The sequence below is a fragment of the Lelliottia nimipressuralis genome (genome assembly GCF_004115925.1).
Classification (GTDB): domain Bacteria; phylum Pseudomonadota; class Gammaproteobacteria; order Enterobacterales; family Enterobacteriaceae; genus Enterobacter; species Enterobacter nimipressuralis.
This window is the reverse complement of the sequence record NZ_SDDX01000015.1, coordinates 164,996-185,809: the sequence shown is the minus strand read 5'-3', so window position 1 is coordinate 185,809 and position 20,814 is coordinate 164,996. Positions and strand designations below refer to the sequence as shown.

Sequence of the window (20,814 nt, the reverse complement as noted above, 5' to 3'; positions counted from 1 at the left end):
TCGCGAGCAACCCCCTATTTTTTCACCGCTTCGCCGTCCTGCCAGGCTTTTTGCAGCGCGGGCCAGTAGTCGCGGTTGGCCTCGATCATCTCATCGAGAATGGCTTTTGCATGTTCCATCGTCGGCACGGTGCGGTTCAGGGTGAATGCCTGCAGCGCCTTTTCGTAGCTGCCTTCGATGGTCGCTTCCACCAGCAGTTGCTCAGAGGCGAGCTGTTGTTGCAGCAACGTCTGATGGAACAGTGGCACCTGGCCCACGCGGATCGGCTCAGGCCCTTCGGAGGTGATATAGGCCGGGACTTCCACTACCGCGTCGTAAGGCAGGTTGGTGATCGCCCCTCGGTTTTCGACCATCACCAGATGGCGCTGACGCAGGTTGAACGCCAGCGAACGGGCCACATCGACAATAAACTCGCCATGCACGCCGACGTGGAAGGCATCGGACAAAATCCCGGTACGCTTATACGCTTCGGCGGCGGCAAACAGCTTTTTCTCGCGCCCGTTCATCACTTCGTTGGCACGGGTATAATCCGGGTTTTGATGCTCAACAATCTGATTTGGCATCAGGTAATACTGCAGATACGGGTTCGGCAGATATTCCGGGAAGTTATCCATGATCGGCTTAATGTTGCGCCAGGTTTTCACCCATGAGGGATCTGAGTGCTGCGGGTCGGTTTTGGCTGCATCTTCCGTCAGCAGACCATATTTTGCGATATGGCGGCGCAGCTCCGGCAATCTGTCCACGCCATCGACCAGCACACGAGTAAACCAGCCGAAGTGGTTCAGGCCGAAATAGTCCACTTCCAGCTTGTGACGATCGACGCCCAGAATCGCGCCCATATTTCGCATCGCTGCCACCGGCATATCGCAGATGTTCAGCACGCGGGCGTTCGGGCGCAGGCGGCGTACGCCCTCAGCCACAATTGCCGCCGGGTTGGAGTAGTTCACGATCCACGCTTTCTCGTGTGCGTATCGCTCTACCAGATCGATCAGTTCGACCATCGGCAGAATTGTGCGTAGCCCGTATGCCAGCCCGCCAGGGCCGCAGGTTTCCTGACCGACGACGCCGTGGCGCAGGGGGATCTTCTCGTCCTGCTCGCGCATTTTATACTGACCAACGCGCATCTGGGCGAACACAAAATGGGCACCACTGAAGGCCACTTCCGGGTCGTGCGTCACGGTGAATTTAATGCTCTGGCTGTGGTCGCGAATCACTTTCTCGACCACGGGTGCGATGGTGTCCTGGCGCGCGGCGTCGATGTCGTAGAGGCGGATTTCTGCCAGCGGGAAATCCTGCAGCTGGACCATCAGGCTTTTCACAATGCCGGGTGTGTAAGTGCTGCCACCACCGGCAATGGAGAGAATAAAGGGAGGTTTAAACATGTTTGGCTCCTTCAGAGAAACGTCTCAACGGCTTCTCGCATTTTTTTGACGTGCAGCCCGTAGACCACCTGAACGTTGTTACCTTGTTTGATAATTCCTTTTGCACCCGTCGCCTTGAGCCGTGGCTCATCGATGATGTCGACATCTTTCACGGTGACGCGCAGTCGGGTGTAGCAGTTATCCACCACTTCAATATTTTCTCGCCCGCCGAGACCGACCACGATGGACTCGCCCAGCCCGTCGTTGCTGCCTTTCGCCTGATACTCCTGCTTGCTGTACAGACGAGTTTCCTGTTCGTCGTCCTCACGGCCCGGCGTTTTCATGTTAAAACGCAGGATCAGGAAGCGGAACACGATGAAATAGAGCGCGAACATAATCAGCCCGACGACGATATACATCGGCCAGTTGGACTTCTCCGTGCCCAGCGGCAGGTTGTAGAGAATGAAATCGATAATGCCGTTGGCGCCGATGGCATGAACGCCAAACAGATAGAACAGCATCATGCCAATCCCGGTCAGCACCGCGTGCACCACAAACAGCAGCGGGGCGACAAACAGGAAGGAGAATTCGAGCGGTTCGGTTACGCCGACCAGCAGCGAGGTTAGCGCCGCTGGGATCAGGATGGCTTTCGCCAGCGCTTTGCGCTCCGGTCGGGCGGTCATATACATCGCCAGCGCCGCGGCAGGCAGGCCGAACATTTTGCTTATTCCGCGTGCATCCCACACGACCGTGCTGCTGAGCTGTTTCACTTCCGGGCAGGCCATTTCGGCGAAGTAGATGTTCCGTGCGCCCTGATAGACGGTGCCGCACACCTCCTGCGTCCCGCCTAGTTCGGTGTACAGGAACGGCGTATAGACCAGGTGATGCAGGCCGGTTGGCACCAGAATGCGCTCAAGGAAACCGTAAATTGCCACGCCAAACGGACCAGAACCTTTAATGGCTAATGCCATGGCGCTAATGCCATGCTGGGCAAAGGGCCACAGCTCGCTCATCACCACGCCAAGCAGCATCGACACGGGCAGCATGATAATCGCCACGAAACAGTGCCCGGAGTAGATCGCCATAGCGCCATTAAACTGTACGCCAGAGTATTTGTTGTACAGATATCCCGACAGGGCACCGGTCAGAATACCGGCGAAAACGCCCATCTCCAGAACCTGCACGCCTAATACCATGCTCTGTCCGGCGGCTTTCATCTGATCGGCGGGGGCGAGATGCCCTTGTAGCTGGAGCGTCACATTCATGGCGTTGATAAACACCACAAAAGTCACCAGACCGATAAGCACCGCGTAACCTTTGTCCCGCGTGGCGAGGCCAACAGGAATGCCCACTGCAAAGACCAGCGCAAGATTGACCAGCACCGAGACCGCAGATTTAGCAATCAGCTGGCCAATGTGTTGAATCAGAGGATGGCCGAGAAACGGCACATACTCGGCAAGATTACCGTTACCCAGCACGTTGCCGAAGGCGATAAACAGCCCGACAATCGGTAAGATAAGTACCGGTCCGTAAAGTGATTTTCCGAAATTTTGTAGGGCGTTCACGGCTCGTTTCATGGCTATCTCTCTTAGTGAACCGCGCACTCAGCGTGCGTCTAAGATGTAAACTAGCAGGTGATCTGTCTGGATATCTAGCTATCTTATTGTTTTAAAAACAAATGACGCTAAAGGTTACATGTAACCTTTAGCACTGTGATCTGAACGATGATCGGTATCGCAGCCGCAGGAGAGTCGGGAGCAATCTGCGAGGCGCTTTCCAGATTCTAAGATTGGACTTTTGTATTCGTGAAACTTGCGGATAATACTTATTCGGATGACGACTAACAGGCTCCACGGACCAGGGATAAAGGATGACACCGTTTCGCTTAGCTGCGCTTTCGCTCGCGCTTCTCACCACGTTTACACTCGTTGGTTGCGATAACAACGAAGATAAACCTCAGGCGGCCGCACCCGCGGCTTCCACCACCACATCAGAAGCGCCCGCCAAACCGGATGCGGATAAGCTCGCGAAACTCGCCGCGCAGAGTGAGGGTAAAGCGCTCACGCTGCTCGATGCCTCAGAAGTTCAGCTCGATGGCGCATCCACTCTGGTTCTGACGTTTTCAGTTCCACTTAACCCCGATCAGGATTTTGCCCGCACGGTTCACGTCGTCGATAAAAAGAGCGGCAAAGTGGACGGTGCCTGGGAGCTCGCGCCAAATCTGAAAGAGCTGCGTCTGCGCCATCTGGAGCCGAATCGCAATCTGGTGGTCACCGTGGAGCGCGATCTGCAGGCGTTGAACAAAGCGACCTTTGGCATCGACTACGAAAAGGCGATCACCACTCGGGATATTGAACCGACTGTCGGCTTTGCCAGCCGGGGCTCGCTTCTGCCGGGTAAAGTGGTCGAAGGCCTGCCAGTGATGGCGCTGAACGTCAACAACGTGGATGTAAACTTCTACCGCGTGAAGCCGGAATCGCTGGCCTCATTTGTGAGCCAGTGGGAGTACCGTAACTCCCTGAGCAACTGGGAATCGGATAATCTGCTTAAGATGGCCGAGCTGGTCTATACCGGGCGTTTCGATCTCAATCCGGCGCGCAATACCCGCGAAAAACTGCTGCTGCCGCTGCGCGATATCAAACCGTTGCAGCAGTCCGGCGTCTATATCGCGGTGATGAATCAGGCGGGGCATTACAACTACAGCAATGCTGCCACGCTCTTCACCCTCAGTGACGTGGGCTTGTCTGCGCACCGCTATCACAATCGTCTCGATATCTTCACTCAGAGCTTAGAGAACGGCGCGGCACAGTCCGGTGTTGAAGTCCTGCTGCTGAATGACAAAGGCCAGACGCTGGCGCAGGGCACCAGCGATGGCGACGGCCATGCAAAACTCGAAACGGACAAAGAGGCGGCGCTGATTCTGGCCCGTAAAGACGGCCAGACGACGCTACTGGATCTTAAACTCCCGGCGCTGGACCTGGCGGAATTTGATATCGCAGGCGGGCCTGGTTATAGCAAGCAGTTCTTTATGTTTGGCCCGCGCGATCTCTATCGTCCCGGGGAGACCGTGATCCTCAACGGTCTGCTGCGCGACAGCGACGGCAAACCGCTGGCCGATCAGCCTGTGAAGCTGGAAGTGCTGCGCCCGGATGGGCAGGTGGCGCGAACCGTCGTCAGCCAGCCTGAAAATGGTCTTTATCGCTTCAACTATCCACTGGAAAGCGGCGCGCAGACCGGCATGTGGCATGTGCGCGCGAATACGGGCGACAATCAGCAGCGTTTGTGGGATTTCCACGTCGAAGATTTCATGCCAGAACGTATGGCACTGAATCTGACCGGGCAGAAAACGCCGGTTTCGGTACAGGATGAGGTCAATTTCGACGTTGTCGGCTACTACCTGTACGGCGCACCGGCTAACGGCAACAGTCTGCAGGGCCAGCTTTTCCTGCGTCCGCTGCGTGAAGCGGTCAGCGCGTTGCCGGGATTCCAGTTCGGTGATATTGCGGAAGAGAATCTCAGCCGCAGCCTCGATGAAGTGCAATTGACGCTGAACGAGCAGGGGCGTGGTCAGGTTGCCACGGAAAGCCAGTGGAAAGAGGTGCACTCTCCGCTGCAGTTGATTCTGCAGGCCAGCCTGCTGGAGTCTGGCGGTAGGCCGATCACGCGCCGTGCAGAACAGGCCATCTGGCCTGCTGCTGCGCTGCCGGGTATCCGCCCTCAGTTCGCCAGCAAAGCGGTGTATGACTATCGCACTGACACCACGGTGAACCAGCCGATTGTAGATGAAAATGGTAACGCCAGTTTTGACATTGTTTATGCCGACGCCAGCGGCGCGAAAAAAGCCGTATCGGATCTTCAGGTGCGCCTGATCCGCGAGCGCCGCGACTACTACTGGAACTGGTCTGAAAGCGACGGCTGGTTGTCTCAGTTCGATCAGAAAGATCTGGTGGAGGGCGAGCAGGCACTGACGCTCAAGGCCGACGAAACGGGCAAAGTGACCTTCCCCGTTGAGTGGGGCTCTTACCGTCTGGAAGTCAAAGCCCCTGACGATATGGTCAGCAGCGTGCGTTTCTGGGCCGGTTACAGCTGGCAGGATAACAGTGACGGCACCGGGGCCGCGCGCCCTGACCGCGTCATGCTGAAACTCGATAAACCCGCTTATCAGCCAGGTGACACCATTAAACTGCATGTTGCAGCACCGGCAGCGGGTAAAGGCTACGCAATGATCGAATCCAGCGAAGGACCGCTGTGGTGGAAAGAGATCGACGTCCCGGCGAACGGGCTGGATCTCTCCATTCCGGTCGATAAAGCCTGGAAGCGTCACGATCTTTACCTCAGCACCCTGGTGGTACGTCCGGGAGATAAATCCAAATCCGCCACGCCGAAACGCGCGGTGGGCATTCTGCATCTGCCGATGGGCGATGAAAATCGTCGACTGACACTGGCCCTGGATACACCGCAGAAAATTCGCCCGAATCAGTCGCTGTCAGTGAAGGTCAAAGCCAGCGTGAAAGACGGCAGCGTGCCACAGAAAGTGAACGTGCTGGTGTCCGCTGTCGATAGCGGCGTACTGAACATTACCGATTATGTCACGCCCGATCCATGGGAAGCGTTCTTTGGCCAGAAGCGTTACGGCGCGGATATCTACGACATTTACGGTCAGGTGATTGAAGGGCAGGGAAGGATGGCGGCACTGCGCTTTGGTGGTGACGGCGATGAGCTGAAACGCGGCGGTAAACCGCCGGTGAATCATGTCACCATTATTGCCCAGCAGGCGCAGCCTGTGGCGCTGGATGCCAATGGCGAAGGGACGATTACTCTGCCGATTGGCGACTTCAACGGCGAGCTGCGCGTCATGGCGCAGGCCTGGACGGCGGATGATTTTGGTAGCAGCGAGGGCAAAGTGATTGTTGCGGCGCCGGTGATTACCGAACTCAACACGCCACGCTTCCTGGCCAGTGGTGACTCAACAAGGCTGACGCTGGATCTGACTAACCTCACCGACAAACCGCAGACCCTGAACGTCGCGTTGAGCGCATCGGGATTGATGGCGCTTGAAGGCGCACAACCGCAGCCCGTTCAGCTTGAACCGGGCACGCGAACCACGCTGTTTGTTCCGGTGAGAGCCCTGGACGGTTACGGTGACGGTGAAATCACCGCGCAGGTGACTGGCCTTCAGTTGCCAGGAGAAACCTTCGCACCGCAGAACAAGAGCTGGAAAATTGGCGTGCGTCCGGCGTTCCCGGCACAGACGGTGAATACGGGAACCATGCTAAACCCAGGCGAAAGCTGGACGGCACCGGCTCAGCACATCACGGGATTCTCACCGGCTACCCTGCAAGGTCAACTGCTGCTCAGCGGTAAACCACCGCTGAACCTGGCGCGTTATATCCGCGAATTGCAGGCCTATCCATACGGTTGCCTGGAACAAACCGCAAGCGGCCTGTTCCCGTCGCTCTATACCAACGCGGCGCAGCTGACTGCGCTCGGCATCAAAGGCGATACGGATGACAAACGCCGTGCGGCCATTGATATCGGCATCTCCCGTTTGCTGCAAATGCAGCGTGATGACGGTGGTTTTGCCCTTTGGGATAAAAATGGCCCGGAAGAGTATTGGCTGACGGCCTACGTCACCGATTTCCTGGTCCGTGCGGGTGAGCAGGGTTACAGCGTTCCGGCCGAGGCGGTGAACAATGCCAACAACCGTCTTCTGCGCTATCTGCAGGATCCTGGCATGATGTCTATTCGCTACAGCGATGATACGCAGGCGAGTAAATTTGCAGTTCAGGCCTATGCGGCATTGGTGTTGGCCCGCCAGCAAAAAGCACCGCTGGGTGCACTGCGTGAAATCTGGGAGCGTCGTGCGCAGACCGGTTCGGGTCTGCCGTTGATGCAGCTGGGGATGGCGCTGAAACTGATGGGTGATGCGCCACGCAGCCAGCAGGCGCTGGATCTGGCCTTGAAAACCTCGCGGAGTGACAGCAAAAACTGGATGGCGGATTACGGCAGCCAGCTGCGTGACAACGCTCTGATGCTCTCCCTGCTGGAAGAGTACAAACTGCTGCCGGATGCGCAGAACACGCTGCTGAATACGTTGTCTCAGCAGGCGTTCAGCCAGCGCTGGCTCTCAACACAGGAAAGCAACGCGCTGTTCCTGGCCGGTCGTCTATTGCCGACACTTTCAGGCACCTGGCAGGCAACCACCAGCCTCTCGGATAAAGCGCTGAGCGGCGATAAGGCTCAGACACAAAATGTGAGTGGCGATCAGTTGGGCGCATTGCAGGTCACCAACAGTGGCACCACGCCGCTGTGGGTCCGTCTCGACAGCACGGGCTATCCGGATTATGCCCCAGAGCCATCGTCCAACGTTCTGCAAATCGAGCGTCATATTCTCGCAACCGATGGCAGCAGCAAATCGCTCTCTTCTCTGAAAAGCGGTGAACTGGTGCTGGTGTGGCTGGAAGTGAAGGCAAATCAGAATGTCCCGGATGCGCTGGTGGTCGATTTACTTCCGGCAGGGCTTGAGCTGGAAAACCAGAACCTGGCCAGCAGCAGCGCCAGCCTTCAGGATAGCGGCAGCGAAGTGCAGAATCTGCTCAACCAGATGCAACAGGCGGACATTCAGCATATGGAGTTCCGCGACGATCGCTTTGTTGCTGCGGTGCCCGTGAACGAAGGGCAGCCTGTGACGCTGGTGTATCTGGCTCGTGCCGTTACACCGGGAACGTATCAGGTTCCGGTACCGATGGTGGAATCTATGTATGTTCCGCAGTGGCGGGCAACGGGCGCAGCAAGCGGCCCGCTGATTGTTGTTCCGTAAGGTGACGTTATCTCGACTCATTCGCTCCCGTTGGCTTTGGCTGGCGGGAGCGATTCTTATTGTATGGGCGCTGATTGTTGTCGCCGATCGCCTGTGGCCGTTGCCTTTAAAAGAGGTCAACCCTGCACGGGTGGTGGTCGATGAGAAAGGTACACCCCTCTGGCGTTTTGCCGATAGCGACGGGATCTGGCGCTATCCGGTCACCATTGAAGATGTCTCTCCGCGCTACCTTGAAGCCCTGATCCAGTATGAAGATCGCTGGTTCTGGGATCATCCCGGCGTTAATCCGTTCTCCGTTTTACGTGCGGCCTGGCAGGATCTGAGTTCCGGTAAAGTGGTTTCGGGCGGCAGTACCCTTACCATGCAGGTGGCACGACTGCTTGATCCGCATCCACGTACTTTTGGCGGTAAAGTGCGTCAGCTATGGCGGGCGATGCAGCTCGAATGGCACCTGTCAAAACGCGAGATCCTCACGCTCTATCTCAACCGTGCGCCCTTTGGGGGGACGTTACAGGGCGTCGGTGCGGCCAGCTGGGCCTATCTCGGGAAATCACCGGCGCAGTTAAGCTACTCAGAGGCTGCGTTGCTGGCCGTTCTTCCTCAGGCACCGAGCCGTCTGCGTCCGGACCGCTGGCCAGAGCGCGCGGAGGCCGCGCGTAATAAAGTGCTCGAGCGCATGGTGACGCAGGGCGTCTGGAGTGCGCAGCAGGTTAAAGAGTCGCGTGAAGAGCCGGTCTGGCTTGCCCCCCGGCAAATGCCACAGCTGGCTCCGCTATTTTCCCGCATGATGCTGAGTAAAAGTCGCGACAACAAAATTGTCACTACGCTGGATGCTTCGCTGCAACGTCAGATGGAAGAGCTGGCGATGAACTGGAAATCCCGGCTTCCGCCGCGTAGCTCACTGGCGATGATCGTTGTTGATCACACTACGATGAAAGTACGCGGTTGGGTTGGCTCAGTGGATATCAATGACGACAGTCGTTTTAGTCATGTCGATATGGTGAGCGCGATCCGATCGCCGGGATCGGTGCTAAAACCCTTTGTCTACGGAATGGCACTCGATGAAGGCCTGATCCATCCCGCCTCTTTGTTACAGGATGTTCCGCGGCGCACGGGAGATTACCGACCGGGTAACTTCGACAGTGGTTTTCACGGCCCGATCAGCATGAGCGAGGCGCTGGTGCGCTCGCTGAACCTTCCCGCCGTGCAAGTGCTGGAGGCGTATGGCCCAAAACGTTTCACCGGAATGCTCAGCAATGTTGGTTTACGCCTGATCCTTCCGCCTGGCGCGCAGCCTAATTTATCGCTGATCCTGGGCGGTGCGGGGGCGCGGCTCTCAGACATTACCGCCGCTTACAGCGCCTTTGCCCGTCAAGGGAAAGCGGGTCGGTTACGCCTGCAGCCGGGCGATCCGTTGATTGAGCGTCCGCTGCTCTCGCCTGGCTCGGCGTGGATCATTCGCCGAATTTTAGGCAACGAAGCGCAGCCGCTGCCGGATAGCGCACTGCCGCAGGTTGCACCGCTGGCGTGGAAAACCGGTACCAGCTATGGCTATCGTGATGCCTGGGCCATTGGCCTGAATGCGCGCTACATCATTGGGATCTGGACCGGACGCCCGGACGGGACATCCGTTGCCGGGCAGTTTGGATTCGCCAGCGCCGTGCCATTGCTGAACCAGGTCAACAACATGCTGCAGTCGAGTTCAACGGTGGATGAAGGGCGCTTGCCGCGCGATCCGCGCCCGGCTTCGGTCAGTCGCGGTGTGATCTGCTGGCCCGGCGGGCAATCCCTGCCTGAAGGGAGTGAGAACTGCCGTCGCAGGCTCGCGACCTGGTTGCTTGACGGCAGTCAGCCGCCCACGCTGTTATTGCCAGAGCAAGAGGGGATTCGCGGGATCCGCTTCCCGGTCTGGCTGGATAACCAGAGCAAACGCGTCGCGGCTGATTGCCCCGGCGCGCAGGAGAAAATCCTCGACGTTTGGCCGCTACCGCTTGAACCCTGGCTTCCCGCTTCTGAACGCCGGGCGGTACGCGTTCCGGCACCGTCAACCACCTGTCCTCCGCTGGCGCAAGATTCCCCTGCGCCGTTGATGCTCTCCGGCGTGCGTGAGGGGGCATTGATCAAACGCCTGCCCGGTGAGTCGCGCGTATCGCTGCCGCTACAGGCAATTGGTAGCGACAGTGAGCGCTGGTGGTTCCTCAATGGCGAACCGCTGAATGTGAAAGGGCGCGCTTACACTTTACAGCTTGATAAAGCAGGGGATTATCAGTTACTGGTAATGGATGAGACGGGGCAAGTCGCTACGGTCAATTTCACCCTGCAGTAGCGAAAAACCCATCCGGGATGTGAGCTGTTGCTAAAACTCGTCTTATTTTAAAAAAATGTTACGTCGAACCATAGGCAATGGCGTTTTTGCTCTCTATAATCCGCGCCATCTTATACAGATGTATGCAAAACAACAGAACATAACACAGAGGTTATCATGGCTATTGAACGTACTTTTTCCATCATCAAACCAAACGCGGTGGCAAAAAACGTTATTGGCAGCATCTTTGCTCGCTTTGAATCTGCAGGGTTCAAAATCGTTGGCACCAAAATGCTGCATCTGACCGTTGAACAGGCTCGCGGTTTCTACGCTGAGCACGACGGCAAACCTTTCTTCGACGGCCTGGTTGAGTTCATGACCTCCGGTCCAATCGTGGTTTCCGTACTGGAAAGCGAAAACGCAGTACAGCGTCACCGCGATCTGCTGGGTGCAACTAACCCGGCTAACGCACTGGCTGGCACTCTGCGTGCAGATTACGCTGACAGCTTCACCGAGAACGGCACCCACGGTTCCGACTCTGTAGAATCTGCTGCGCGCGAAATCGCTTACTTCTTCGCCGAAGGCGAAGTGTGCGCTCGTACCCGCTAATTCCTCAGGGAAGGGTATAAATTTGGTAAAAGTCGCGTGCAAACGTGGCATCCCTGCGCCAGACTTTGTACAATGCAACGCCCCGGAAGAGCAAAGCGCTCACCGGGGCGTTTCTTTTCAACCCTCCACGGGCCATAACGTGTAACAACGAGGCCGGAAAATATTATGTCTGAACTAGTTAACACCTCTGAAGTCGCCATTGCCGCGGTTCCTAATAAAAATGGAAAAATTAACCTGCTGGATCTGAACCGTCAGCAGATGCGCGAGTTTTTCAAAGAGATGGGCGAGAAGCCGTTTCGTGCCGATCAGGTCATGAAATGGATGTACCACTATTGCAGCGACAACTTTGATGACATGACTGACATCAACAAAGTGCTGCGTAACAAACTCAAAGAAGTCGCTGAAATCCGCGCACCGGAAGTGGTGGAAGAGCAGCGTTCTTCTGACGGCACCATCAAATGGGCGATTGCAGTTGGCGATCAGCGCGTTGAAACCGTGTACATCCCGGAAGAAGATCGCGCGACTCTGTGCGTCTCCTCTCAGGTTGGTTGTGCACTGGAGTGCAAATTCTGCTCGACGGCGCAGCAGGGCTTTAACCGTAACCTGCGCGTGTCTGAAATTATCGGCCAGGTATGGCGCGCGGCGAAAATCGTCGGCGCGGCAAAAGTGACCGGCACACGTCCTATCACCAACGTGGTGATGATGGGCATGGGCGAGCCACTGCTGAACCTGACAAACGTCGTTCCGGCGATGGAAATCATGCTTGATGACTTCGGCTTTGGTTTGTCCAAACGTCGCGTGACCCTCTCCACCTCTGGCGTTGTGCCTGCGCTGGATAAACTGGGCGACATGATTGACGTGGCGCTGGCGATCTCCCTGCATGCACCGAACGATGAAATTCGTGACGAAATTGTGCCGATCAACAAAAAGTACAATATCGAAACCTTCCTCGCGGGCGTGCGTCGCTACCTCGAAAAGTCCAACGCCAACCAGGGCCGCGTGACCATCGAATATGTGATGCTGGATCATGTGAATGACGAAACCGATCATGCGCATCAGCTGGCTGAATTGCTGAAAGACACGCCGTGCAAGATTAACCTGATCCCATGGAACCCGTTCCCGGGCGCGCCGTATGGCCGTAGCTCTAACAGCCGTATCGATCGTTTCTCCAAGGTACTGATGGAGTATGGTTTCACTACCATCGTGCGTAAAACCCGTGGTGATGATATCGATGCCGCCTGCGGCCAGCTGGCCGGTGATGTGATCGACCGTACTAAGCGTACGCTGCGTAAGCGCATGCAGGGTGAGGCGATTGAGGTCAAAGCTGTGTGATTAGTATGCGTCGCGGTGCAGGTTTGTACCGTGACGCATTAGCTTACTGAATATTCAGCCACGTAGATTGTGATTGCTGAATAATTACGGTGCGTTTCAGACGACTTTAAGGCAGTATGTAACGTCGCAACAACAGTTTAGCCTCATGAGTAGCGCTGCACTGTCAACTAAAGCCGGACAGTCTTATACTAACTGTCTGTCTAAGGTTAAATGACCAGAAGTTTCGCGGTGCGGGTGGCATTGTGACTCACCGGCGCCTGAACCCTAATTTACACGTACCAGTAAGTAGTTGTAGCGAATGAATACTGAAGCCACTCACGACCAAAATGAAGCACTCTCCACGGGCGTTCGTCTTCGCAATGCCCGTGAACAACTCGGACTCAGCCAGCAAGCTGTTGCAGAACGCTTGTGCCTGAAGGTTTCCACGGTTCGCGATATTGAAGAAGACAAGGCTCCGGCCGATCTTGCTTCAACGTTTCTGCGTGGTTACATCCGCTCTTATGCAAAACTGGTGCATATCCCTGAAGAAGAACTGTTGCCAATGATGGAAAAACAGGCACCGGTACGTGCGGCGAAAGTCGCGCCGATGCAGACCTTCTCTCTGGGCAAACGTCGCAAAAAACGTGATGGCTGGCTGATGAGCTTTACCTGGCTGGTACTGTTTGTGGTGATTGGTCTGACGGGCGCATGGTGGTGGCAAAACCACAAAGCGCAGCAGGAAGAGATCACCACGATGGCTGACCAGTCCTCTGCCGAGCTAAACAATTCCGGTAACGACGGCGCGCAAAGCGTGCCGTTAAACACCGATAGCAGCGCCACTTCCGGCGAACCGCAAACTGCTGCTACCGATTCTCAGGCTGTTGAACCTGCCCAAACGCCAGCGCCGGCCACCACACCGGACCAGACGACAGCGCAAAATGCTGTTGTCGCACCGTCTCAGGCGAATGTGGATAACGCTCCAGCGGCGACAACACCTGCCGCTACGGCGAACACCACACAGCCGCTGCCAACCGACCAGGCTGGCGTCGCAGGGGCAACCACTGCCGATCCTAACGCGCTGGTGATGAACTTCTCTGCCGACTGCTGGCTGGAAGTGACGGATGCAACAGGTAAAAAACTGTTCAGCGGCCTGCAGCGTAAAGATGGCACATTAAATCTAACCGGTCAGGCTCCGTATAAGCTTAAAATCGGTGCTCCGGCTGCGGTGCAGATCCAGTATCAAGGAAAACCTGTCGATCTGAGCCGTTTTATCAGAACTAACCAGGTTGCGCGTCTTACCGTTAATGCCGAACAATCAGCAGCACAGTAACAGGCGAGTAACGCGGGAGACTTTTCATGCATAATCAGGCTCCGATTCAACGTAGAAAATCTAAACGGATTTACGTTGGGAATGTGCCGATTGGTGATGGTGCACCCATCGCCGTTCAGTCGATGACCAACACCCGTACCACGGATGTTGAGGCGACGGTCAATCAAATCAAAGCATTAGAGCGCGTAGGAGCGGATATTGTCCGCGTCTCCGTGCCGACCATGGATGCCGCCGAGGCATTCAAACTCATCAAGCAGCAGGTCAATGTTCCGCTGGTTGCCGATATCCACTTCGATTACCGAATCGCGCTTAAAGTCGCGGAATATGGTGTGGATTGTCTGCGTATCAACCCAGGTAACATCGGCAGCGAAGAGCGTATTCGTTCGGTCGTTGACTGCGCCCGCGATAAAAATATTCCTATCCGCATCGGCGTTAACGCCGGATCGCTGGAAAAAGATCTGCAGGAAAAATACGGCGAACCGACGCCGCAAGCGCTGCTGGAATCAGCCATGCGCCATGTGGATCATCTCGATCGCCTCAACTTCGATCAGTTCAAAGTCAGTGTGAAAGCGTCTGACGTTTTCCTGGCCGTTGAATCCTATCGCCTGCTGGCGAAGCAAATCGATCAGCCGCTGCACCTTGGGATCACCGAAGCCGGTGGCTTACGCAGTGGTTCTGTGAAATCCGCGATCGGCCTTGGGCTGCTGCTTTCCGAAGGGATCGGCGACACGCTGCGTGTATCGCTGGCAGCCGATCCGGTGGAAGAGATCAAAGTCGGTTTCGACATTCTGAAATCCCTGCGTATTCGTGCTCGCGGGATCAACTTCATTGCGTGCCCAACCTGTTCGCGTCAGGAATTTGACGTTATCGGTACGGTCAACGCGCTGGAGCAGCGTCTGGAAGATCTGATTACGCCGATGGATGTCTCTATTATCGGCTGCGTGGTGAACGGTCCTGGTGAAGCGCTGGTGTCAACGCTTGGCGTGACCGGCGGCAACAAGAAAAGCGGCCTCTATGAAGATGGGATCCGTAAAGACCGTCTGGACAACAACGACATGATCGATCAGCTGGAAGCCCGCATCCGCGCAAAAGCGACGATGCTGGACGAAGCCCAGCGCATCAGCATTCAGCAAGTTGAAAAATAACGTGATGGGAAGCGTCAGGCTTCCCATGTATGATTGAACCCATTCTTTGGGTTTTTTTTGTATATAGAAAGAGAATAAACGTGGCAAAAAACATTCAAGCCATCCGCGGCATGAACGATTATCTGCCTGGCGAAACCGCCATCTGGCAGCGCATTGAAGGCACTCTGAAACAGGTGCTCGGCAGCTACGGTTACAGCGAAATCCGTTTGCCGATTGTAGAGCAGACCCCGTTATTTAAACGCGCGATCGGCGAAGTGACCGACGTCGTTGAAAAAGAGATGTATACCTTTGAAGACCGCAACGGCGATAGCCTGACGCTGCGTCCGGAAGGTACGGCAGGTTGTGTACGCGCCGGCATCGAACATGGTCTCCTGTACAATCAGGAGCAGCGTCTGTGGTATATCGGCCCGATGTTCCGCCACGAACGCCCGCAAAAAGGCCGTTATCGTCAGTTTAATCAGCTGGGTGTGGAAGTCTTTGGCCTGCAAGGTCCGGATATCGACGCTGAGCTGATCATGCTGACGGCACGCTGGTGGCGTGAGCTGGGGATTTCTCAGCACGTTGCGCTGGAGCTGAACTCCATTGGCTCCCTGGAAGCGCGCGCGAACTACCGTGATGCGTTAGTTGCATTCCTGGAACAGCACAAAGATAAGCTGGATGAAGACTGCCAGCGTCGCATGTACAGCAATCCGCTGCGCGTTCTGGATTCCAAGAACCCGGAAGTGCAGGCGCTGCTGAACGATGCCCCGGCGCTGGGTGACTATCTGGACGACGATTCTCGCGAGCACTTCGCTGGCCTGTGCAAACTGCTAGAAGCGGCCGGTATTGCTTATACCGTGAACCAGCGTCTGGTGCGCGGTCTGGATTACTATAACCGCACGGTGTTTGAGTGGGTCACCACCAGCCTGGGTTCTCAGGGTACCGTGTGTGCAGGCGGTCGTTATGACGGTCTGGTGGAACAGCTGGGTGGCCGTGCTGCACCTGCAGTTGGTTTCGCAATGGGTCTTGAACGACTTGTTTTGCTGGTTCAGGCAGTTAATCCGGAATTTAAAGCAGATTCCGTTGTCGATATATACCTGGTGGCCTCAGGTGCGGATACGCAGTCTGCGGCAATGCAGTTTGCCGAACGTCTGCGCGATGCGCTGCCGGGCGTTAAGCTGATGACTAACCATGGTGGTGGCAACTTCAAAAAGCAGTTTGCCCGTGCCGATAAATGGGGCGCAAGTATCGCACTGGTGCTGGGCGAGTCCGAAGTGGCTGCTGGCGAAGTGGTGGTAAAAGACCTGCGCTCTGGTGAGCAAACAACCGTAACGCAGGATAGCGTTGCCGCGCACTTGCGCACTTTACTGGGCTAAGGGGAAGAACAGCGTGGAAATGTACGAGAACGAAAACGACCAGGTTGATGCGATTAAACGCTTCTTTGCCGAAAATGGCAAAGCCCTGGCCGTTGGGGTGATTTTGGGTGTGGGCGCGCTGATGGGTTGGCGTTACTGGAATAGCCATCAGGCTGATTCCGCGCGTGATGCTTCCCTGTCCTATGAAAATACCGTGAGCGCAATTCGTGCCGATCAGCCGCAAACGTTGGCTGCTGCGGAGAAATTTGCTGCTGACAACAAAAATACTTACGGTGCACTGGCATCGCTTGAAGTGGCTCAGCAGTTCGTTGATAAAAATGAACTGGATAAAGCCGCCGCGCAGCTGACTCAGGGTCTCGCAGCAGCCAGCGATGACAATCTGAAAGCGGTGATTAATCTGCGCCTGGCGCGTATTCAGGTACAGCAGAACAAAGCCGACGACGCGCTGAAAACCCTCGACACTGTCAAAGGTGAAGGTTTTGCAGCCATCGTTGCTGACCTGCGTGGTGAAGCTCTGCTGAGCAAAGGCGACAAACAAGGCGCGCGCAGCGCGTGGGAAGCGGGCGTGAAAAGTAACGCCTCACCTGCGCTGAGCGAAATGATGCAGATGAAAATAAATAATTTGTCCGTCTGAGAGGGACCCGATGCAATTGCGTAAATTACTTCTGCCAGGACTGCTTTCTGTTACGTTATTGAGTGGCTGTTCACTGTTCAGTGGCGAAGAAGATGTTGTAAAAATGTCCCCGCTGCCGACGGTTGAAAATCAGTTTACCCCGTCAACCGCGTGGAGCTCTTCCGTGGGTGATGGAATCGGTGATTTCTATTCCAACCTGCATCCGGCGTATGCCGATAGCGTTGTCTATGCGGCTGATCGCAAAGGCACCGTGCGCGCGTTCAACGCCGATGACGGGAAAGAAGTCTGGTCGGTCAATCTGGCCGAAAAAGACGGTTGGTTCTCCCGTACGCCGGCACTGCTCTCGGGCGGCGTGACCGTTTCCGGCGGTCATGTCTATATCGGTAGCGAAAAAGCGCAGGTCTATGCGCTGAACGCCAGCGACGGTTCTATTGCATGGCAAACTCGCGTAGCGGGTGAAGCCCTGTCTCGTCCGGTTGTGAGCGACGGCCTGGTGCTGATTCATACCAGCAACGGCCAGCTGCAGGCGCTGAACGAAGCTGACGGTGCCGTGAAATGGACTGTGAACCTGGACATGCCAGCCCTGTCTCTGCGCGGTGAATCTGCCCCTGCGACCGCGTTTGGTGCGGCTATCGTGGGCGGTGATAACGGTCGCGTCAGCGCCGTGCTGATGCAGCAGGGTCAGATGATCTGGCAGCAGCGTATCTCCCAGGCAACCGGTCCGACTGAAATTGACCGTTTGAGCGACGTCGATACCACGCCCGTTATCGTGGACAACGTGGTTTATGCGCTGGCTTACAACGGCAACCTGACGGCGCTGGATCTGCGCAGCGGCCAGGTTATGTGGAAACGTGAGCTGGGTTCAGTGAACGATTTCGTGGTCGAGGGCAACCGCATCTACCTGGTGGATCAGAACGACCGTCTGCTGGCGCTGAACACCGACGGCGGTGTCACGCTGTGGACGCAGAGCGATCTGCTGCACCGTCTGCTGACCGCACCTGCGCTGTACAATGGCAGCCTGGTCGTAGGCGATAGCGAAGGTTATATGCACTGGATTGATCCGGAAACGGGTCGCTTCGTGGCGCAGGAAAAAGTCGACAGCTCTGGTTTCCTGACCGATCCGGTTGTGGCTGACGGCAAACTGCTGATCCAGGCAAAAGACGGTACGCTCTACGCGATCACGCGTTAATCGTCTCGTTTGTAGTATAATAAACGGCTCCTGTTAACTCAGGGGCCGTTTTGACTTTTATAAAAACGCCGCAACTGCGACGTTTATTTGAATTTTATGAGGCTTCAAACATGGTACCTGTGGTCGCGCTTGTCGGGCGCCCGAACGTTGGAAAATCCACTCTTTTTAACCGTTTAACACGCACCCGTGATGCGCTGGTGGCGGATTTCCCGGGGCTGACTCGTGACCGTAAGTACGGTCGTGCTGAAGTGGAAGGTCGCGAGTTTATCTGTATCGATACGGGTGGTATCGACGGTACAGAAGACGGTGTGGAAACGCGCATGGCAGAGCAATCTCTGCTGGCGATTGAAGAAGCGGACATTGTTCTGTTCATGGTAGACGCACGTGCGGGCCTGATGCCTGCCGATACGGCTATCGCCAAACACCTGCGCTCTCGCGAAAAGCCAACCTTCCTGGTGGCGAACAAAACTGACGGTATTGATGCCGATCAGGCGGTAGCGGATTTCTGGGCCCTGGGCCTCGGTGAAATCTACCCGATTGCCGCGTCTCATGGCCGCGGTGTCACCAGCCTGCTCGAAACCGTTCTGCTGCCGTGGGTTGACGAAGTAAACCCGCCGGAAGAAGTGGACGAAGACGCTGAATACTGGGCGCAGTTCGAAGCCGATCAAGAGGGCGCAGAAGAAGAACCTGAGGATGATTTTAATCCGCAGGATCTGCCGATCAAACTCGCTATCGTCGGTCGTCCGAACGTAGGTAAGTCCACACTGACCAACCGTATTCTCGGCGAAGACCGCGTGGTGGTCTACGACATGCCGGGCACGACGCGTGACAGTATTTACATCCCGATGGAACGTGACGAGCGCGAATATGTGCTGATCGACACGGCGGGCGTGCGTAAGCGCGGGAAAATCACCGATGTAGTGGAAAAATTCTCCGTTATCAAAACGCTGCAGGCGATTGAAGATGCGAACGTGGTGATGCTGGTCATCGACGCGCGCGAAGGCATCTCCGATCAGGACCTGTCGCTGCTGGGCTTTATCCTCAATAGTGGGCGCTCACTTGTTATCGTCGTCAACAAATGGGACGGCCTGAGCAACGAAGTGCGTGAGCAAGTCAAAGAGATGCTGGACTTCCGTCTGGGCTTCATCGACTTTGCCCGTGTGCACTTCATCTCTGCGCTGCACGGCAGCGGCGTGGGCAACCTGTTCGAATCCGTTCGCGAAGCCTACGACAGTTCCACCCGTCGTGTAAGCACCGCCATGTTGACGCGCATCATGACCATGGCAGCGGAAGACCATCAGCCGCCGCTGGTGCGTGGCCGTCGCGTGAAGCTGAAATACGCCCACGCCGGTGGTTACAACCCGCCAATCGTGGTGATTCACGGTAATCAGGTGAAAGATCTGCCGGATTCCTACAAGCGTTATTTGATGAACTACTTCCGTAAATCGCTGGATGTGATGGGTACGCCTATCCGTATTCAGTTCAAGGAAGGGGATAACCCGTTTGCGAACAAACGCAACACGCTGACGCCGAACCAGATGCGTAAGCGTAAGCGCTTGATTAAACACATCAAGAAAGGCAAATAATTGCACACTAAAAACCCGACTGAGTCGGGTTTTTTGCCTTTTGTTCTCCACAATTCATGAACGGAGTGGAACATGCGGTTAGGGTTTATTGGGCTTGGCGCCGTGGTTGAGACGGCCTATTTACCGGCGTTGCGACAGATTTTCGATACTCCCTTACATTGCGTCGGTTTCGATCTTCGCCCCGAGCGCGAGCTTGCAGGCGTGGTGCGCTGCACGTCCCTGGAGCAACTGCTGGCCAGTCCGATAGACACCCTGTTTGTCACCACCTCTTCATTGCATCACCTCGATGCGCTTGAGCTGGCCTTATCCTCACCGATTCCGCGTATCGTGGTGGAAAAACCGGTTGTCGCGACGCTTTCCCAAATCGAAAGACTCAAAACGCTGCTCGCAAAAACTGAAGCCGCTGCTCGCGTGCTGGCGCTCGATCACTGGATGGCGCGAAGCGGTGCCATGCAACTCGCGTTGGGCATTCTGAACCCGGCCTGGCAGCCGGAACGGGAAAATCAGACCGCAGGCCGGGTGGTCAATTCACTTGATGAGATCGTCAAAATCGAAGGATTTCTTCAGGAGCCTAGCGGCTTCAACGTCGCGGGAGAACCTGTTGCGCTGAATTTTGCCACCGGTGAGCCTGATACCCGCCAGCTTCGCCACCCGGACGGTGTCATCATTGATATCGGTACCCATGTGCTGGCGATGATGCGAGAAACCGTGCGCGCGCTCGGCGGAAATCACGCACTGTCTTTGCAGGTGATAACCGCGACAGATCGTCTCGGCCGCCCGATTGCCACAGGTGATCTGCTCACCGCCGAAGGCGAAGCTCATCTTCAGGGTCATGTGAGCGGTATTCCGGTGGATATCTGGCTGAACAAATATGCCGGGCCTGCGGGTGGGCAAAAAGGGCTTCGGCTGCATCTACGCGACGGGCGCATTATCAGCCACGACCGACGCGGCACCGAGGATGTTCTCGAACTGGTTGACGGCGAAAACGTGGAGCGCTGGACGCTTCCGGGGGCCATCTACGCGCACTGTCTGGCAGAGCATATTCTTGGGGAAAAAAGCCTGTACGAGAGGGCGCCAGAAGAGGTGTCATTCACCACGCAGCGGCGGCTGGAAGAGGTCGAACTCCTGCTGAAATTACAGCAACAGCTGCGTGGCCCACACTGATCGCG

The 20,814-nt window shown here is 56.2% G+C and carries 13 protein-coding genes; 11 read left to right on the top strand and 2 right to left on the bottom strand.

The window, feature by feature from the left end; translation table 11 throughout:
• Nucleotides 1-14 precede the first annotated feature (14 nt).
• Nucleotides 15-1,382, bottom strand: a complete 1,368-nt coding sequence (locus tag ETG88_RS13560) for a 6-phospho-alpha-glucosidase (protein ID WP_129035577.1) — start codon at nt 1,380-1,382, stop codon at nt 15-17.
• Between the two features lie 11 nt (nt 1,383-1,393).
• A complete protein-coding gene (locus tag ETG88_RS13555; RefSeq protein ID WP_129035576.1) occupies nt 1,394-2,938 on the bottom strand; it encodes a PTS transporter subunit EIIC in 1,545 nt (514 codons plus the stop codon).
• Nucleotides 2,939-3,231: 293 nt separating this feature from the next.
• Between ETG88_RS13555 and ETG88_RS13550 the strand changes: the two genes are divergently transcribed.
• The 11 genes from ETG88_RS13550 (at nt 3,232) to ETG88_RS13495 (ending at nt 20,809) form a co-directional block, all read left to right on the top strand.
• Nucleotides 3,232-8,181 carry an alpha-2-macroglobulin family protein gene (locus tag ETG88_RS13550; protein ID WP_129035575.1) on the top strand — a complete coding sequence of 1,650 codons (4,950 nt, stop codon included), beginning with the start codon at nt 3,232-3,234 and terminating at the stop codon, nt 8,179-8,181.
• 1 nt (nt 8,182) lies between these two features.
• Nucleotides 8,183-10,507, top strand: a complete 2,325-nt coding sequence (gene pbpC, locus ETG88_RS13545) for a peptidoglycan glycosyltransferase PbpC (protein WP_129035574.1) — start codon at nt 8,183-8,185, stop codon at nt 10,505-10,507.
• Between the two features lie 156 nt (nt 10,508-10,663).
• Complete coding sequence (gene ndk, locus ETG88_RS13540; RefSeq protein WP_095282894.1) at nt 10,664-11,095, top strand: nucleoside-diphosphate kinase; 432 nt, start codon at nt 10,664-10,666, stop codon at nt 11,093-11,095.
• A gap of 165 nt (nt 11,096-11,260) precedes the next feature.
• The gene (gene rlmN / locus ETG88_RS13535; protein ID WP_100779320.1) at nt 11,261-12,427 is read left to right on the top strand and encodes a dual-specificity RNA methyltransferase RlmN; all 1,167 of its coding nucleotides are present in this window, start codon (nt 11,261-11,263) and stop codon (nt 12,425-12,427) included.
• A gap of 298 nt (nt 12,428-12,725) precedes the next feature.
• On the top strand, nt 12,726-13,736 hold the full coding sequence (gene rodZ / locus ETG88_RS13525) for a cytoskeleton protein RodZ (protein WP_102104976.1): 1,011 nt from the start codon (nt 12,726-12,728) through the stop codon (nt 13,734-13,736).
• Between the two features lie 26 nt (nt 13,737-13,762).
• Entirely contained in the window at nt 13,763-14,881 is a 1,119-nt protein-coding gene (gene ispG, locus ETG88_RS13520; RefSeq protein ID WP_100779322.1) for a flavodoxin-dependent (E)-4-hydroxy-3-methylbut-2-enyl-diphosphate synthase, read from the top strand.
• An 80-nt stretch (nt 14,882-14,961) separates the two neighbouring features.
• The gene (hisS, locus tag ETG88_RS13515) at nt 14,962-16,236 is read left to right on the top strand and encodes a histidine--tRNA ligase (RefSeq protein WP_102104975.1); all 1,275 of its coding nucleotides are present in this window, start codon (nt 14,962-14,964) and stop codon (nt 16,234-16,236) included.
• Between the two features lie 13 nt (nt 16,237-16,249).
• Entirely contained in the window at nt 16,250-16,870 is a 621-nt protein-coding gene (locus tag ETG88_RS13510; RefSeq protein ID WP_100779324.1) for a YfgM family protein, read from the top strand.
• 10 nt (nt 16,871-16,880) lie between these two features.
• A complete protein-coding gene (gene bamB / locus ETG88_RS13505; RefSeq protein WP_100779325.1) occupies nt 16,881-18,059 on the top strand; it encodes an outer membrane protein assembly factor BamB in 1,179 nt (392 codons plus the stop codon).
• A gap of 110 nt (nt 18,060-18,169) precedes the next feature.
• Complete coding sequence (der, locus tag ETG88_RS13500; RefSeq protein WP_100780837.1) at nt 18,170-19,645, top strand: ribosome biogenesis GTPase Der; 1,476 nt, start codon at nt 18,170-18,172, stop codon at nt 19,643-19,645.
• A gap of 72 nt (nt 19,646-19,717) precedes the next feature.
• Entirely contained in the window at nt 19,718-20,809 is a 1,092-nt protein-coding gene (locus ETG88_RS13495) for a Gfo/Idh/MocA family oxidoreductase (protein ID WP_129035573.1), read from the top strand.
• Nucleotides 20,810-20,814 lie beyond the last annotated feature (5 nt).